This is a genomic window from Paenibacillus sp. FSL H3-0302 (assembly GCF_037982245.1).
GTDB classification, from domain to species: domain Bacteria; phylum Bacillota; class Bacilli; order Paenibacillales; family Paenibacillaceae; genus Paenibacillus_AQ; species Paenibacillus_AQ odorifer.
This window is the reverse complement of the sequence record NZ_CP150284.1, coordinates 6179473-6196567: the sequence shown is the minus strand read 5'-3', so window position 1 is coordinate 6196567 and position 17095 is coordinate 6179473. Positions and strand designations below refer to the sequence as shown.

Annotated in this window: 15 protein-coding genes and 1 pseudogene; 15 read left to right on the top strand and 1 reads right to left on the bottom strand. The window is 37.0% G+C overall.

From position 1 onward, the window contains the following. Window positions 1-77 precede the first annotated feature (77 nt). From glmM to MHH50_RS27455, 6 genes and pseudogenes are all read left to right on the top strand, one after another. A complete protein-coding gene (gene glmM / locus MHH50_RS27480) occupies window positions 78-1418 on the top strand; it encodes a phosphoglucosamine mutase (protein WP_076208470.1) in 1341 nt (446 codons plus the stop codon). A gap of 640 nt (window positions 1419-2058) precedes the next feature. Then, entirely contained in the window at window positions 2059-3891 is a 1833-nt protein-coding gene (gene glmS / locus MHH50_RS27475; protein WP_076309009.1) for a glutamine--fructose-6-phosphate transaminase (isomerizing), read from the top strand. Window positions 3892-4415: 524 nt separating this feature from the next. Further along, complete coding sequence (locus MHH50_RS27470) at window positions 4416-5111, top strand: hypothetical protein (protein WP_076303161.1); 696 nt, start codon at window positions 4416-4418, stop codon at window positions 5109-5111. Window positions 5112-5360: 249 nt separating this feature from the next. After that, entirely contained in the window at window positions 5361-6848 is a 1488-nt protein-coding gene (locus tag MHH50_RS27465; RefSeq protein ID WP_218642822.1) for a hypothetical protein, read from the top strand. 1899 nt (window positions 6849-8747) lie between these two features. After that, the gene (locus MHH50_RS27460) at window positions 8748-9212 is read left to right on the top strand and encodes a hypothetical protein (protein WP_076309008.1); all 465 of its coding nucleotides are present in this window, start codon (window positions 8748-8750) and stop codon (window positions 9210-9212) included. A gap of 225 nt (window positions 9213-9437) precedes the next feature. Then, a pseudogene (locus MHH50_RS27455) lies at window positions 9438-9565 on the top strand (glutathione-dependent formaldehyde dehydrogenase); the annotation flags it as partial. 54 nt (window positions 9566-9619) lie between these two features. Here MHH50_RS27455 and MHH50_RS27450 read toward each other — a convergent pair. Then, a complete protein-coding gene (locus MHH50_RS27450) occupies window positions 9620-10294 on the bottom strand; it encodes a DUF4097 family beta strand repeat-containing protein (RefSeq protein ID WP_076309007.1) in 675 nt (224 codons plus the stop codon). A gap of 230 nt (window positions 10295-10524) precedes the next feature. Here MHH50_RS27450 and MHH50_RS27445 point away from each other — a divergent pair, with 230 nt between their 5' ends. From MHH50_RS27445 to MHH50_RS27405, 9 genes are all read left to right on the top strand, one after another. Continuing rightward, window positions 10525-11319, top strand: a complete 795-nt coding sequence (locus MHH50_RS27445) for a MerR family transcriptional regulator (protein WP_076309006.1) — start codon at window positions 10525-10527, stop codon at window positions 11317-11319. 462 nt (window positions 11320-11781) lie between these two features. After that, window positions 11782-12186, top strand: coding sequence for a GNAT family N-acetyltransferase (locus tag MHH50_RS27440; RefSeq protein WP_038573410.1), 405 nt, complete (start codon window positions 11782-11784; stop codon window positions 12184-12186). A gap of 192 nt (window positions 12187-12378) precedes the next feature. Next, complete coding sequence (locus MHH50_RS27435) at window positions 12379-12867, top strand: DUF2199 domain-containing protein (protein WP_076309005.1); 489 nt, start codon at window positions 12379-12381, stop codon at window positions 12865-12867. A gap of 500 nt (window positions 12868-13367) precedes the next feature. Then, window positions 13368-13586, top strand: coding sequence for a helix-turn-helix transcriptional regulator (locus tag MHH50_RS27430; RefSeq protein WP_036681352.1), 219 nt, complete (start codon window positions 13368-13370; stop codon window positions 13584-13586). Then, window positions 13570-14004 carry a hypothetical protein gene (locus tag MHH50_RS27425; protein ID WP_076129794.1) on the top strand — a complete coding sequence of 145 codons (435 nt, stop codon included), beginning with the start codon at window positions 13570-13572 and terminating at the stop codon, window positions 14002-14004. The genes MHH50_RS27430 and MHH50_RS27425 overlap by 17 nt, the downstream gene beginning before the upstream one ends. A 58-nt stretch (window positions 14005-14062) precedes the next feature. Further along, a complete protein-coding gene (locus MHH50_RS27420; RefSeq protein WP_076309004.1) occupies window positions 14063-14434 on the top strand; it encodes an iron chaperone in 372 nt (123 codons plus the stop codon). Window positions 14435-14684: 250 nt separating this feature from the next. Further along, complete coding sequence (locus tag MHH50_RS27415; protein WP_076186544.1) at window positions 14685-15659, top strand: aminoglycoside phosphotransferase family protein; 975 nt, start codon at window positions 14685-14687, stop codon at window positions 15657-15659. Between the two features lie 16 nt (window positions 15660-15675). Beyond that, a complete protein-coding gene (locus tag MHH50_RS27410) occupies window positions 15676-16197 on the top strand; it encodes an AAA family ATPase (RefSeq protein ID WP_076186542.1) in 522 nt (173 codons plus the stop codon). Between the two features lie 24 nt (window positions 16198-16221). After that, on the top strand, window positions 16222-17085 hold the full coding sequence (locus MHH50_RS27405; RefSeq protein WP_340033716.1) for a hypothetical protein: 864 nt from the start codon (window positions 16222-16224) through the stop codon (window positions 17083-17085). Window positions 17086-17095 lie beyond the last annotated feature (10 nt).

The following is a 17095-nucleotide window of genomic DNA, read 5'->3' as shown; positions in this document are numbered from 1 at the left end:
CAGAGGTACACCAAAATAGTATGCAATTCATATGATAGTACATTAAGCTAACGTAGCGTATTCAAAGGAGAAAAATAATGGGGAAGTATTTTGGAACTGACGGTGTGCGGGGAGTAGCAAACCGTGAATTGACTGCAGAAATGGCTTATAGTATTGGCCGTTGTGGAGGATATGTACTAGCGGGTAACTTGGATAAACCGAAGGTTGTTATCGGAATGGATACACGTATTTCCGGTCCTTTATTGGAATCCGCGCTGATAGCGGGCTTATTGTCTATTGGAGCCGATGTAATCCGTATAGGCGTAGTGAGTACCCCTGCTGTTGCTTATATTACGAGATTGTTAAAAGCAGACGCAGGCGTCATGATTTCAGCTTCTCACAATCCTGTAGAGGATAACGGCATTAAGTTCTTTGGTGGGGATGGCTTCAAGCTTACAGATGAAACTGAACTGCGCATTGAAGAGCTTATGGATGCTGAGGTAGATGAATTGCCACGTCCTATCGGTTCGGGTTTAGGTATGGTTACCGTAGATAATGATGCTAAGTATCTTTATCTGGAGTATTTGAAAACTACCATTTCTCAGGACTTTAAGGGAATCAAGGTTGTACTGGACTGTGCGCATGGCGCAGCGTATGAGCTTGCTCCAAGACTGTTCAGAGAGCTTGGCGCTGAGGTTATTTCTATCGGGGCTGAGCCAGATGGATTGAATATTAATGATGGATTTGGTTCGACACATCCAGAGACTTTGCGTGAAGAAGTCTTGCGTCATGGAGCCGATTTGGGACTTGCTTTTGACGGAGATGCTGACCGCCTGATCGCTATTGATAATAACGGTGATGAAGTCGATGGCGACTTTATCCTTTGTATTTGTGGTGATGCCATGAACCGTGCAGGTAAGCTGAAGGATAGCACGATTGTATCAACTGTTATGAGTAACATCGGATTCTATAAAGCTACCGAGAAATTATCCCTGAATACTGCTAAGACAGCTGTAGGGGATCGTTATGTTATGGAAGAAATGCGTCGTGGGGGCTTTAATCTAGGCGGAGAACAGTCTGGACATGTTATTTTCCTGGATTACAATACAACTGGTGATGGTATTCTTACAGCTATTCAGCTGGTAGATACGCTTAAGGCTACAGGCAAACAGCTTAGCGAAGTTAAGAGTATGATGACTAAATACCCGCAGGTGCTGGTTAATGTTCGTGTACAGGATAAGACTAATTACCCTAATAACCCGGCTATAGAAGCGGCTATCGCTGAAGTTGAAGGTAAGCTAGGTGACAATGGCCGTGTGCTTGTACGTCCGTCAGGTACGGAATCTCTAATCCGCGTTATGGCAGAGGGACCGGATAAGGCAGATTTAGATCTTTATGTGAATCAAATTGTGGAAGTAGTTCAACGCGAATTGGTATAATCCATTACCTTAACTATAAGGCTGGTGCAGTGAGCGAGAGCGATTCGGACTCGTTGCACCAGTGTTATTTTATTTTAGGATTGGATCGTTTGAACTGCTTTTGTAAAATTTAGGTTGATGCGCCATTGCCAAAGTACAACAAGGTGCATATAATAGATTAAGTGTCATTCTAGAAGGAAAGCGGGGATTGTGAGGTTAGCAATAGCAAGCGCCAGAGCTTGGTCTAGCGCGGGGGAGAAGGGAAAGCTGCTTACTTGTTATGTAGGCTATGGCTTGAACGGATCACGGCAGACGTAAGCTGACGAGGTGGAGGTGTTCGAAATGTTCGGCGGGGACCTCCCGGTGATGCACCAGAGCCGTAAATGGATACGGAAAATGAAAGGGCGACCTTTCACACAACGTTTTCATGGGTGCAACAAATTATATTATTCATGTGTGCGCGCATCAGAAGGAAACACGTTATTTCTGCCACGGCAGAGGAGAAGGCTGTGCATTTCATGAACATTAGAATGTAAGTGACAGTTTATTTTGTTGATCCTAAAATACAACAGAATATTTGCTTTTTCTCAAAAACATGCCGCACGGCACGTTTCTTTCCTTATGCCGCCACATTACGATAACTCGGACGGGGGAAATTATAATGTGTGGTATTGTAGGATATATTGGTAATCAGAATTCGCAGGGGATCTTGGTTGAGGGTTTGAAGAAATTGGAATATCGTGGATATGATTCCGCTGGTATTGCTGTATTCACCCAAGAAGGACTGCAAGTAGTGAAAGCTCAAGGCCGTTTGGCGAATCTGCAGTCGAAGCTCGAAGACAGCCCGCTGGCAGGTAGCGCAGGTATCGGACACACACGCTGGGCGACTCACGGTAAACCATCCGATGAGAATTCACATCCACATACGGATAACAGCATGAAGTTCTCGGTAGTTCACAACGGTATTGTCGAAAACTATCTGGATCTGAAAGAAGAGCTGATCGCTGGCGGATGCCACTTTGTCTCTGAAACCGATACAGAAGTTATTTCACATCTGATTGCTCGCGAATATGACGGAGATATCGTGAAGGCTGTACAAAAAGCGATTACGTTCATGCGCGGTGCGTTTGCATTAGGCGTCCTGACTGAATATGAACCAGATAAACTGGTGGCTGTGCGTCAAGCTAGCCCGCTCATTATCGGTCTTGGCGAAGGAGAAAACTTTATCGGGTCAGATATTCCGGCACTGCTTGAATATACCCGTAACGTATATATTTTGAACGACGGCGAAATGGCTGTGCTGACAAGAGATGCTGTCGAATTGATGACGATTGAAGGCAATTTTATTTCTCGGGAAATGATTACTGTCGATTGGGATGCAGTTACCGCAGAAAAAGGCGGCTACGAGCATTTCATGCTGAAAGAAATACACGAGCAACCTAAGGCTTACCGCGACACCATGCGTGGTCGTATCAATGCCGAAGGTAACAAGGTTGTATTGCCTGAACTGAACATGACTGAAGAACAAATCAAGAACATTCGTAACATTCAAGTCGTTGCTTGCGGAACGGCATACAACGCTGGTGTGGTAGGACGTACTATGATCGAATCTTTGGTTCGTATTCCGGTTGAGAATGATATCGCTTCGGAATATCGTTACCGTTCACCAATCGTGACTCCAGAAACTTTGGTTATCGTAGTCAGCCAATCCGGTGAGACTGCAGATACTTTGGCAGCTCTGCGTGAAGCACAAGCTAACGGGGCACATGTATTGGCGATCACTAACGTTGTGGGCAGTTCTATCGCTCGCGAAGCAAATGATGTGTTTGTAACCTTGGCAGGTCCAGAAATTGCAGTAGCTTCGACCAAAGCTTACACTTCACAATTGATCGCATTTGGATTGTTTGCTCTTTACTTGGCTGAAGTTCGTGGTACACAAACCGAAGCACAAGTTACTAAGATTCTTGCAGCTATGCAATCTCTACCAGAGCAAGTAGAAGAGATCCTAGCTCAAAAAGAAGCGATCAAAGGTTATGCTGAACAAATTTCTGAGCACAAAAACTTGTTCTTCATCGGCCGTGGCGTAGACTACGCTGTTGCTCAAGAAGGATCCTTGAAGCTGAAAGAAATTTCTTATATTCACTCCGAAGCTTATGCTGCAGGTGAATTGAAACACGGTACATTGGCTCTGATCGAAGAAGGCGTTCCAGTTATTGCCCTGGCAACTCAGGAAGCTGTACTTGAGAAGACCGTCAGCAACATCAAAGAAGTGAAAGCTCGGGGCGCAGATGTGCTGGCAATCACGCACCAAGAGCATTTAACTGACCTGCTTAGATCAGTTGATCAAGTGTTCGTGATTCCTAAAACACTTCCAATGCTGACAGCAGCTTTGTCCGTAGTGCCTCTGCAATTATTGTCCTATTATGCTTCTCTTGCGCTGGGTCATGATGTGGATAAACCACGTAACTTGGCGAAGAGTGTTACTGTGGAGTAGGTTTGGTGATGTAAAAGTACAGTTGTTTGTCTGGTGACATTAAAGTTGGTGAACAGACATTAATGAAAGTGTTCAGACAATAATGTCAGTACCTTTACAAAATAGTTGGTCTTAGAAGTTGAATAGGCCCATTAAATATCATAAAAAAGTCCCGATGATGTCTTACATCATCGGGCTTTTTTATGATAGGTTAATTAATGAAACTTTATCCTATTTCAAAATTCACTTATGTATAAACCGTCAAATGAAAATAAAGTTCTATGTTGAAGCAGCAAACAAAGTTGTAGACTGAGAAAATAAAGTATTGGACTGACGACACTTCATTAAGCTAACGGGCAGGATAGTTCAATCACTTCGCGAATAATTTAATTGTAGAATATTCACGAAATTCGTAAATAATACGTTATGCGGGGAACCTCGGAATACCTGTGAAAATTAATTAGGGGTCTAACTGTTCGTATAATTATTAGTTCTTTGAAATACGCTGAACATAAATACACACAATAAATTTGGAGTTGAAAATTATGTCAGAAATTAATGTTGCTTATACAAATGAATATCAGGAGCATAAGAAAAAGTTCGAATATATTTTTAATAAAAAGTTTATGTCCAAAGATATCAATGAAAGACTGTTGCCGGATGGGAAGCATATACTTAAGACATATTATTACTATGATGATAGCCACCAAGTATCAGAATACAATGTAAGAGCTTCAAAAACTGACGTGTTGGACCTAAGGGGAAATATAATAACAGAGTTAAAGAATATAGACTACCATGTTGATTTTTTTTCAATGGTTGAACATTCCAACGGTAAGAATTATCTGTTGTTTTCGACTGAGCTATATGGCTATAGTGTTTTAGATTTGTCTGATTTAAGTACACATCATTTCATCCCAGCCGAGAGTTTTAAGGAACATAAAGAAACATTTATTTGGACGAGTGTTTTATACTGTGCTCAAAATAATATTCTGGCAGTTGATGGATGCTATTGGGCTTGCCCTTCAAGTACATTCTTTTTCGACTTTTCCCAACCGACAAAAATTCCACTTAAAGAAATATATAATTCCTATGATATGGACGGCGAGGTAAATATAGATACCGATGTAATACCTTTACGTTGGAATAATGATGGAACGATAGTCTTAAAATGTTGTATGGATGAAGAAGGCGTGAAAGAAGTTGAAAAAACAATAGATGTATTATCACGCAAAAAATAAGCAGTTCATGTTTTATTTTGATAGTAACCAGGAAACAAAATATGCGTGAAACACGTGCAACTGATAGTAAAGTTTGGGGATTAATATCTGCAATAACCCACGCTAGTATGTAGCGTTGTGCTTGCAAATCCTGATAAGTTTTATGATGTCGCTTTAATTTTATTCAAAACAATAGAATTCTTTCATTTGGACACTTTCAGGTGCACAAATGAATTTCAAGCAAAATCGCTATATTCAATAGGATATGGAATGGATAAAATTAAAGATATTTTATACACAGATGAAAGATTGAAAACTTGCGAGGATAAACATAGAAACTCAAATTTAGAATCACTGTTTTTAAATTATCAGCTTTTTGGCGTAAAAGGTTTTACAGAGGAACAAAATACTGAATTCATCAAAAAATTGTATGGGATAATTGACCAACACAAATCAAACACCTTAGCAAGTAAATCTTACGGAATTTTGATGGCAAGAATGGACAGACGAAATTTAGAACCAAAAGTATCACAACATGACGACGACCATTTACAAATAGAATTTAGTCCCATAGAGCTTTCTGATGAACTTAAAAAGGAAAGTGAAGAAGCCTTAAATCAATACCAAGATGTTTTTAAATATTCTTCGCTAAGAGTGTGGGCAGATTTTTTGGCTGGTGCAAGAAATCAAACTAAAACCACAAAACAAGAGGAATATGACAACAATCCTCTTTTAGCATTATCCGAGACAAAACAACTTGTTGAAGAATTGAAAGAGGGACGAGACGGAATGGGTATGTTTGAATATTCCATACCTGCGTTTTCGTGTTCTAAATTATTACGTGAGCACAGTGACAAACTATCAAAAGAAGATAAGGCTTTTTGCAAAGAAATAGTTCTTGCAACAATATCTAATCTTTTTGCAGATGATTACGGTTATCAAATAAGTGACGGAGTTGAAGCAGCTGTCCATGCAATTCCAGCATTAGTAATTGAAAATCCAGAAGAAACAGAAGATTATGTTTCGATAATGGTTTTGGCACTTTTAGATGAAACACCAATTGGGCATTACAAGAGAATATGTGACTACGTTATTGAATCAATTCACAAATCAAATTTATGGGAACGGGATTCAAAAGTTGCACAATCAATTTTGTTTGGTTATATAAAATTCAAACCTATTTATAAAAATATCATTGCTGAAATAAGGAAAGAAAAAGGTTGGGGACAAATTTCTAAAAGTTCAATTTTTGAAAGGTTAGGCAAGATAGATGACGATTTCACTTTTGAAAATATATCATTTGATATAAATGATATTGCCTCACTTGATATTCATGACTTGGAAATAGTTCTTCAATTAATTCCTTCGGAGACGAAAGATAAAATACACTTAGACATTTATACGAAATCGTTGCCTTCATTAGCTTCACAGTTATTAAAAGACAGAAGAAGTTACAAAGATGATTCGGGGGACAACTCTAACATATACTTGTTACGCAATCATATTTTCAAAAAATTTGCTTATTTCATTTTACAAAGAGAAAAAAGTGAAATTGATGTGTTTCTAAAACCATTTGTTGATTCGTTTTCTTCAACAGAAGAAACGGCTTCAATTATTGAAGAATTAGTATTGGCGGAAGATAACCTAAACCGTCATGAACAATTTTGGCATATTTGGGATAACCTGTATCCTAAAATAAAAGAACTATGTTCAAATCCACGTGGCTATCATTTAACAGAAATCATAATAAATTACTAATTCGCATGGCGTTGGTGGCGTGAAGGAATTGAAGAGTGGCATAGCTTAAAGAAGGAAAATTTGACTCTCTATACTAGCGCTTCTAAAGAAATTGGAAATATTCCATCTGTATTGTATTCTATTGTCAAAATTTCGAATTCAATCGGAAGCAATTTTAAAGATGAAGGTATTGAGTGGCTTCATACAATTGTGTATCGAATAACAAGTTTTTAAACCTTGATGATTTAGAATCAAATACCTTATACTATTTGGAAATGTTTTTGAGAAAATATATTTTCATTAATAGACAAAAAATTAAAGAAGAAATAAGATTGAAAAACAAGATTATTCCGATTCTTGATTTCATGATTGAACGAGGTTCTATACATGGATATTTATTAAGAGAAAGTATCTTATGATGTAAAAAGGAAACACCTACTGCCAACAAGAGTTTGCAATATTTCAAAACATTATGCAACCACGGAAAAGTAAAATTGGTAGTTGCAAATAAGTATTAGGAACCAACTCTAATGTAAAAATCAGACACAAACTTTAATGTCATCAAGTATTTTATGTGTTTTTCTTAGACACCAACTATATTGTGAAATTAATTAGAGGTAAAATAAGAAAATCACTTAATTTTACTGGTTTTTTCAGACACCAACTATAATGTCACTGAACATTGACTAATTACATTAATGTGTCGTTCTGAACATTAAAGTATTGTTTTGAGTAACAAAATTGCAATAAAGTTGTGTTTTGAAAAGCTTAAGAAAAAAATGAGTGTGGAACAGCAACACTGACATCTAGAGCCGTCCTGAAAATACAGGGCGGCTTTATCTTTTTTTTATATGGGGGAAGATGATCTCACAAGGCCGACTTAGTGAAATTGAGCAGGGAAAGACTAAACCCTCTGCCGAAACTCTAAAAGAATTAAGGAAAGAAATTAATGTTGATTTAAACTGGTTATTCGACGAGGATATTTAATTTTGTTAATATGTTGATGGTGTGCTACCCGCGTACGTTCTTTAATAGGTAATTGGAAATGGAATATAATGAGGAGGACGCAGCCCAAGCGAAGGCGCGGGAGCGTTCTTTTTATTAAACTAACGGGAGGATATCCCTCAATTCAATGTTTTAAGTACGGCAGCATAACGAAATAGTAGTTCATTAGCGTTCGAACCAAAACAGTGAGATACAGACAACTGAAGCACGGATGAGTCGGAACGAAACTATCATACGGACGAAGATCCTGTCGGGCAGCATATCTGACCTCCACCTCATGGACAGGTTGAATGAAGGAATGTGAGAGCGTGGACTGTGAGACTTGGGAGGGTTGACCTCCATGAGGAATGTGGAGATACATAAGTGCAACCATACTTTTCCTAGGTAACCACTTTCTTCAGACTGTGGTTAAGGAGATGTTCTTTTGCGCTTTTCCTCGTCCCAACATTTTCTTCGATTTCAACTTGATTCCACCATGAAGTCGTCTGCACTGAACGAATAAAATCAGAAACCTAAGATATTACGAGCATTCAAGAGAAAAGTGATTCCTCATAGAGGGAGAATAGTTTAACAAAGGACAGGATACCGAAGCACCTGCTCTTCAATAATTTCACCATACTTCGGCTACTCTTTGTAAGTGGATTGATCTGTGTCCATGTAGACTACACATTAAAAGACTTATTAGAACATAATATTACATAGAGGAGAATTGGAGATTATTGCGTAAGGAAATTAATATTATAGTAAACTGATGTTCACATGCACTTTAAAAGGTAGTATAATAAAATAAGGAAAATAATACATTTTTTAGTTTGATCTTTTCCTTTACGGACCTTATCCATTCGTTCAACATTTAAGTGAATATAATGTTTTGAAGTAGGAAATAATTTATTGGTATAGAAAGGGCGGGATAATATGTTTAAAAAAATATATTTAATAGCCTTTGCAGTGACTATTATTTCAGGAGTGGCATTAATATCAAATTCAAAAGCAGACACCTATCCAGAAATGGAAACCGTAAATAAGGCAGTTGAAAATCCTGTTAACACTAATTTTTCAACAAATAACGTAAAATCCGTAGAATCAGTAAAAAACGTAGAATCCGTAGAATCAAAAATCGCAAAAGGGTATTATAGTCAACTATATACACCTCATGGCATGTTCTTGCGAGCAGATAAACAAAGTATCTTTAAGGAATCGGAGATAGCAAGAAATTTAGATCAAATCGGGCCTAATACGAATCAACTAATTTTTGAAGGCGAGTTTTTTTTAAAAGTAGATGAATCAACATTTCTTAAATCGTATCCCAATTCGTTGATCTTAAATGAAACCTTAAATGAAACAGATGAAAACCCGATTAGACTGACGATGCTTCATTAAGCTAACTGGCAGGATAGTTTGAATATCCAATATACGGTATTATATTAATTATATCGATAGTAGTACTTTTTATATGCATCGGATACATTGAGTTCCAAAGGATGGTTCAAAACAGTCAAACAAAATCATGAAGGTATAAGCCGCTGTAATGCGGCTTATACCTTATTTTGATGGAATTCACTATCAAGCTTATATATTTTGGCCTTCGGGTACATCATAAGATAATCGATTTACGGGTCGGATCAACAACTTTATCAAGGTGATTTTCCATTACAAGACGGATATTTTATCGGTTATAGGCCGGTGGAATAGTCGAAGAGGTAGGACCAGAAGTTTCAAAAGTGAAACAGGGGTTATCCCTTTCAATATTGTATCTGACTTCATATGAGCTAATATTTAACTACTGGCTACTCAGAAAATTGTAAGGTAATATCGCCGTTATTTGTATAAGCAGATAATTTTTTTGAACCATTCTCTTTATTGGCAGGCAAATTGCTATCTCCTTTCTTTACCTTGCTTAAGATCGCGAAATCATCATATGGCCCTAGAATAGAACCGCTAATATTTCCGTTTTTTGTTTCAAGGGTTATAGCCGTCCCTACATTCAATTTGTCCAGTTGGATATTTCCGTTATTTATGTTTACTTCCACTGTCCCTAAAAACGCGATTGTTGGTAATACAATATTTTCATTTGATGTTTTTAATGTCAAATTTTTTAAAGTTGCATCAGGTATCCATACCTGAATAGTTCTGGTTACTTGCGAGTCTTTTCCTCCGATATAGTCGTTCCATTCCTTATTACTGTCACTTACCATTGACAGTTCTTTATCGTCAGATAGATCAATCTTGTAAAAATCTTTCTCACTTTCATAGTAAACAATATGAATTTGTTCATCTTTAGATTGGAGAATAGTTATTTTTTTGTCCTTTGCATCAATTGTTAAGGTATCAATCTTTTGGGCAGGGATGATGTAATTTTTTTTCTCCATGGAAGTGGAGTGGGAGGAGCATCCTGCCAATGCTATCAATAGTGTCACCAATATGCCTATAGTAGTTAGTAATTTTTTTGCAGTACTTTTCATTATAAAATGCTCCTTCGTTAAATCATTTTTCTTTTTAATATAGCCAGTCCTACGAATACCAAACCTAAGCTGCTCTGCAAAAAAATTGCGATATGCAACAAAGTATTAGAGTTGAACATAATCATCTTGAAAAAGTAATAAATCCATTTTTGTATTTCGTTGCGTTTATCAGTCGCATATGTTTTAATCATCATAAACTTTTGTGTTACAAAAAGGTCAAGAGGGTAGATATGAACAACTATTTTACAATTAAGCAAGCAGCAGAAATCGTAGAGACGACCAGTGAGACCTTGCGGCACTATGATCGTATTGGATTAGTCAAGCCATGCCATAAAGATGAATTGTCGGGATATCGATACTATTCCGAGCAGGAGCTCGTAAAGCTGCAAACCATTGAACTGCTCAAAGCAATGGATCTTACTTTAATGGATATTAAAGATATATTGCAGCAGAATGATCTCTCTAAAGTAATTGAATTTCTAAAACAGGCAGAAAAAAGAGCAGACGATAAAATTGCTCGTCTGCAGTATGCAAAATCGAAAATTAAACGTGCCTATCTACATTATGAAAATAAGTTCCACAACGGTTATAGTCAAAGTGAAAATTACTTTGTCAGAAACATAGAGGAAAGGGTAATTATGCTTTCGAATAAAATGGAAAGCCCCACACTTAAGAATTTATGGGACTATCACAGACATTTCTATCAACAAATTGAGACTTCTGTGCATTCACAATTTCTGTTTGAAGATATGGCGGGAATGTTCACGACTGAAGGAATAACACGGTTATTTGCTGTTTGCTTGAAATATCCGTCTTTAGAGGGGTTAACTGTGCTACCAGAAGGGGACTATCTGTGTGCAAACTGTACCGAAGAGAATAAGAATGCTGTATTACAAAATTTACTTGAAAGGGCAAAGACGGAATACGATGTGTGTCCAGATTTTGTTCTTCATAACATTATTGTGACTGGAATATTGCAGTGGGATTATCAGATACAACTGTTCATTAAAAAACGCACATGTTAGATTAAATACAAAGGAAAGGGTTTAGGAAAAGAAAATTGTTTGATTAAAAGTCGCTAATTTAGCGGCTTTTTTTGATTAAGGAAGCACGTTTCTTGCCCCAGGCTGAGGACAAGAATGTTATACTTCGCCGATTAGCTAAATATTTAACTATAGTTCAATGTTATCTATTTAGCTAACTGGCAGATTAACGCTATAAGTCTTAGGAATAGTATGCTTAAGTGAAAAAAGTATTCTCATGAATTCTCTAATGTGAATAAATACAAATTCCACTGCAGTTAATCCATTTTCTATACATATTTTTATAGTATATTGAGGTAAATAAAGTGATTATTCACTTTGATAAATCCGAAATTGCTTTGTCGGTATTATTTTATGGCTTCGTAAGGATTGCAAAACCATCGAAATATGGGAGTTTAAAACAGATGTGTGCCGTAGTTAGTTTTATGAAAGGAAGGTGTAGGGGTGAGTATTTATTACGCTTCAAGCAAAGAGGATATCACTAAGGATGCACTCCAAGAGTTATTTCTTTCGGTAGAATGGGAGTCTGGCAAGTATCCAAACGAGCTTTTACAAGCAATCGGAGGGTCTCATTCAATTGTTACCGCTTGGGAAGGAGGAAAGCTTGTCGGTTTAATAAATGCTTTGTCAGATGGTGTTTTAACGGTATATTTTCATTATATGCTTATTAATCCGAGTTATCAGAGTATAGGTATAGGTAAGGAAATGATGAATATAATGCTTGATAGATATAAAGGGTGTAAAACAAAGGTATTAATTTCTTATCCGCATGCAGTGGATTTTTATAATAAGTTTGGCTTTAATACAGAGGATGGAGCTACACCAATGTTTATCTCAGAGTTGATATGATTAAAATAACGGATCACGATAGTTTAATCGCAACAAGAAGGCAGCCGATCCGAGGATCAGCTGCCGTTTTTATTGAAGTAAAGGGGCAGGATAACTCAGTAATTTCGCGAATACTCAAAAGATGGAATTATCACAAAGTTCCCGAATAAGACGTTATAAGAAATCGGCGAGAAACTATAAGGAGCAGAAAACATGAAATGCCCTCACTGTAACAACGAATTAAGTGAACTTCCTTTATGTTACGGAAGTGAAGCACCATATTATTTTTACACTGTACCAGAAGAGAAAAGAACAGAATTAATTAGAGATTTTTGTGTAATTGATGAACAGCATTTCTTTATTAGAGGCCATATTGAAATACCAATAATCGATAGCAAAGAGAAATTTATATGGAGTGTGTGGGTTTCTCTTAGTGAAGAAAACTTTCTGAAGTCTAATGAATTATTGCACGTAGAAGGAAGGGAGACGGAAGAACCTTATTTTGGTTGGTTATCGACTGAACTTTCAATATATCCAATAACTACATTATCGTTAAAGACAATGGTGCATACACAAGAGGTTGGTGCTGTTCCGTTAATAGAATTAGAACAAACGAATCATCCACTTGCAGTTGAACAAAGAGAAGGAATTACAATGGAGAGAGTTAAAGAAATTGCTCATTTAATAAACCATAGTAAGTAAGAGAAAAATTTGAATCTATAGTCGAAGAAGCTGCCGACAGCTTATTAAATCATATCTACGCCAACAGACACCCCTGCAAGGCTAAACTCGGTGCGTAATGTCGTTTAAGCTAACAGGAGACTTTTGTTCAATGAAACAGAGACAGTCTTAATATTTTATTTTCTGCTGACAATGACACTTTTTTATCCAAAAGGCAAACTTTCGGAGGGTATATTCTTGAGGCAGACTAAGCTAACTGAAGTGTTTTTTTATAAGTTGTCGCCCGTGAAACACTCAACGTCACCCGTACTCCTATTAGGGAGTTAACGAGTGGCGTTTTTTCATGCCCGATTCTACAGATGTAGTATCAACAAGGCGTGCCCTAAATCATTACACCTATAAAGATCACGGGTTAAATTGCAATCAACTTCAGCTGATGGAAAGTTAGCTTTACATGTATAATCCAATATGTTATTCTTACGGAAAGTTAACTTTCCATAATTGCTTCAGGAGGTAAGATATTGAAAAACAGGCTTGAAGAGATTAGAAAAGAAAAGGGCATTAAACAAGAAGAACTAGCGGATAAATTGGAAGTATCCAGGCAAACGATTGGTTCACTTGAAAATGGCCGGTATAACCCATCCATCATTCTTGCATTTAAGATTGCGCGATTTTTTGAAATGAGTATTGAAGATATTTTCATTTACGAGGAGGAGCTGGGTAATGAAAACGGCAAGTAAATGGGTGCTCTTAACAATTGCAGGTGCTATTATGGTTTATATGGGTGGATTTATTTTAACTGACGAGAAGCTAAAAGGAATTTCCGGTTTGCTCATTGGTGTGGGTTCAGTCCTTGCAGTGCTTGGAGTAGGAAATATGGTGTATTCGTTATGGCTTAATAAGCCCCAGAACAAAATAAAGAATGATGAGAAAGTTAGAATGAGTAAAATTGAGGCTAATGATGAACGGAAAATAAGAATAAGAGAAAAAGCGGGTTGGAAAACTAATATTGTTAACTTTTACATCCTAATGGCTCTAACTGTTGTATTTAGTTTAATGGGAGTAGATCAAACTGTAGTCACTGTGTTATGTGGTGTTTTTGTTTTTCAAATCTCCTTAGGAATTTTCCTGTTTAATTATTATGCTAAGAGAATGTAATTGGAATGACGTAACATCAATTAGACCATTCGAAAATATTTTATTAGGAGAGAATGACATGGAAGTATTTTCAGAATATTTAGCGCAAATTGATAACCCGCAACATCGGGAAAGAATGGAAGAAGTTTTGGCTTGGGTAGCTGGAAAATTTACTGATTTAAAGCCAAAAGTTGCGTGGAATCAGCCTATGTTTACCGATCACGAGACTTTTATTATTGGTTTTAGTGTATCCAAACATCATTTGGCGGTTGCCCCTGAAATTGCAGGAATTAATCGTTTTTCTGATGAAATAGTGCAGGCAGGTTATGATCACACCAAGCAGTTGTTACGCATCCGGTGGGAAAGTCCCGTTGATTTCTCATTACTTAAAAAAATGATCGAGTTTAATATTTTGGATAAGGCAGACTGTTCAACTTTTTGGCGGAAATAAAACGTATTATTTAGCGTTTAATTCATTTTAAGCAAATTTATATGTGGAAGCACCGGAGGACAAGTCACTTTTAATATGTGATTTGTCTTTTTTATTTGAATTCTCAGCACGAAATATTCAATATTTTGGAAGGTGGACGGAATGTTGGAAGCGAATTTATACACGTTAGTTCAACCTGATGAATGATGAAAAATGGAAGTGAGACAAATGGCTACTGTAGGCGAGAGCTAATTCAGATTGGAGGATGAAAATGCCACTAAACGATGATCAACTATTAGAGCTATTAAGAGGTCAGGGTATTCCTGAGATTCTTGAGATTAAAAGAACAAAACAAGAAATACGCAATCGAGCAGCACTCAATAAAATAGAAGTGTATACGAAAGACAATAAGGTTTTGTCGTTATTAGAGAAAATTACGAAGTCAGATCATATCCCATTTGAAAATACTATTTACAATCATTACTCTACCAAGGATGTATCCGTTCCGAGAGTCTTTTTTAATAAATATGATACAGTTGGACAAGAAGGGATATTGTTGATGGAAGATCTGACCCCGACACATAACAATTTAGCTGACTGGGAAGTACCTATTGAATCTGATAAATTAGCAAACATTATTGATGTGATCGCACAGTTTCATTCTGCTTCTTGGGAGACAAGCGAGTTAGCTCATCCCGAGCATTTGAAAAGTATAGAGCATTATTTAAAGCATATTTCGTATTTGGAGAGAGATTATCTGGCTTTTAGAAAGCACCAGACTTATAACCTTGGGGAAGAACAGTTTAGTATTTACGAGAAGTGTTTACTTAGCTTGCGTGAAAATGCCCAGAAACATATTAGTCGTATCTCCAGATATCAAAATACAACATGCATCCATGGTGATCTAAATGTTGGCAATTTATTATATCCGATGTTCAGCAGTTCAAGGCCGTGCATCATTGATCTTGAAGCAGTGAAGGTTGGGCTTTGTACCGAGGATCTCGTTATGTTATTTATCCACGATTTGTTTCATGGCAGTGAGGAGACTACACGTATTTTTGATCTGTATTTTCATTCAATTAACAATAAAATCAGGAGCGCATACACGTACACACAATTTGTGGAGGACGTTAGATTATCGATTATGGAAGGAATCTTTTTTCCAATAAAGTTATTTGTCCATGAAGGAATTAAGGATGAGGAGCTTATATGGAAATCGATATATGCTTATAAGAATCTATTCTGAAAGGAAGTGGCCCTCGTTGTTTTTTCTTCAGATGTCTGGATACCCCGGATCAGGGAAGTCTTCATTAGCCAGAGTAATAGCGCAGCATACTTCTGCTGTTATTCTTGATCACGACATTGTAAAGTCTTCTCTTATGGAATCACTTGGAGCAAACATTGGGTTCAAGGAAGTTGGAAAAATTTCGTATGACATTGAATGGGCTTTGATAGATTTCCACTTATCTCAAGGTCATAATGTTATACTCGATAGCCCTTGTTTATACTCTGAAATGATAGAGAGAGGATTGAATCTGACCCGGAAATATAATGTGGAATATAAATATGTAGAATGTCTATTAAATGACTATGATGAGCTCAATAATAGACTGCGAAATAGAAAAAGAATGATTAGCCAGATTGAAAGAGTGCCTTCTGAAGAGACATTGCTAAAAACTATTGAAAATGCTAAAAAGCCATCTAATGTCAGAATACATATTGTTAATACAAAGGAACCGATTGAATCCTATATTAAAAGTGTCATTGAATACTTAAATACTTAGCCTAAATTTTGAGGAGGGGAACAGATGGATTTTGAGAAAGCAGCCCATTTCATTTGGACACATGGCAGATTATTAGAAAGAAGGGTTTTTGAATATATTTTCCACGGTGGATCAATGAGCAATGTTGTGACTTCACTAACAGCCTACCAAAACGAAGATGGTGGGTTTGGAAATGCAATAGAGCCGGATTTACGGGTACCCGGTAGTCAGCCACTTTTCATGGAATTTGCACTACGTTTTTTATATGACTGTAACATAAAAGACGAAGAACTTTCTCAAAAAGCATGTGATTATATTTCAAAGCATGCTGATTTAAAAAAAGGGATTCCAACAATATTTCCTTCATCAGCAAACTATCCAAGAGCAGAACATTGGAGTAACCCTCTTTCTACAGAGCCATCATTTAGCAGACTTACTGGTCTTGTCGGGCTTCTTAAGTGGCAAGGGATAGAACATTCCTGGCTTGATAAGGCGACAGAAATTTGTTTGGAAGATATTCACGCACAAGCATATGACGATGCGCATACAATTTTGACTGCATTTTATTTATTGGAAAGCCTACCTCAATCGGATTATATCAAAGGATTATTTCAAAAATTATCTAAGGAGCTTATTACTGCCAACTTCTTTTGTATGGATGCCGCATCCCACAGTTATGGACTCTCTCCTCTAGAATTTTCGCCATCACCCACTTCTTACTGTAGCAGCATATTTTCTGATGAAACCATTCTTGATCATTTAAAAGTATTAGAATACCAACAGGAGGATGATGGAGGATGGCAGATAAAATGGGAGCCTCCCGGTGAAACAGCAAGGTTGGAATGGAGAGCCTATAAGACGCTAAAGAGTTTGATGATACTAAATTCATACAATAAGATTAATCTATGAGACTATTAAG

Coding starts and splice junctions, on each gene's coding strand:
- MHH50_RS27425 (WP_076129794.1), top strand. CDS start 13,570: ATGAAAACGGCAAGTAAATGGGTGCTCTTAACAATTGCAGGTGCTATT.
- MHH50_RS27415 (WP_076186544.1), top strand. CDS start 14,685: ATGCCACTAAACGATGATCAACTATTAGAGCTATTAAGAGGTCAGGGT.
- glmM (WP_076208470.1), top strand. CDS start 78: ATGGGGAAGTATTTTGGAACTGACGGTGTGCGGGGAGTAGCAAACCGT.
- MHH50_RS27435 (WP_076309005.1), top strand. CDS start 12,379: ATGAAATGCCCTCACTGTAACAACGAATTAAGTGAACTTCCTTTATGT.
- MHH50_RS27405 (WP_340033716.1), top strand. CDS start 16,222: ATGGATTTTGAGAAAGCAGCCCATTTCATTTGGACACATGGCAGATTA.
- MHH50_RS27470 (WP_076303161.1), top strand. CDS start 4,416: ATGTCAGAAATTAATGTTGCTTATACAAATGAATATCAGGAGCATAAG.
- MHH50_RS27465 (WP_218642822.1), top strand. CDS start 5,361: ATGGATAAAATTAAAGATATTTTATACACAGATGAAAGATTGAAAACT.
- MHH50_RS27460 (WP_076309008.1), top strand. CDS start 8,748: ATGTTTAAAAAAATATATTTAATAGCCTTTGCAGTGACTATTATTTCA.
- glmS (WP_076309009.1), top strand. CDS start 2,059: ATGTGTGGTATTGTAGGATATATTGGTAATCAGAATTCGCAGGGGATC.
- MHH50_RS27450 (WP_076309007.1), bottom strand. CDS start 10,294: ATGAAAAGTACTGCAAAAAAATTACTAACTACTATAGGCATATTGGTG.
- MHH50_RS27420 (WP_076309004.1), top strand. CDS start 14,063: ATGGAAGTATTTTCAGAATATTTAGCGCAAATTGATAACCCGCAACAT.
- MHH50_RS27445 (WP_076309006.1), top strand. CDS start 10,525: ATGAACAACTATTTTACAATTAAGCAAGCAGCAGAAATCGTAGAGACG.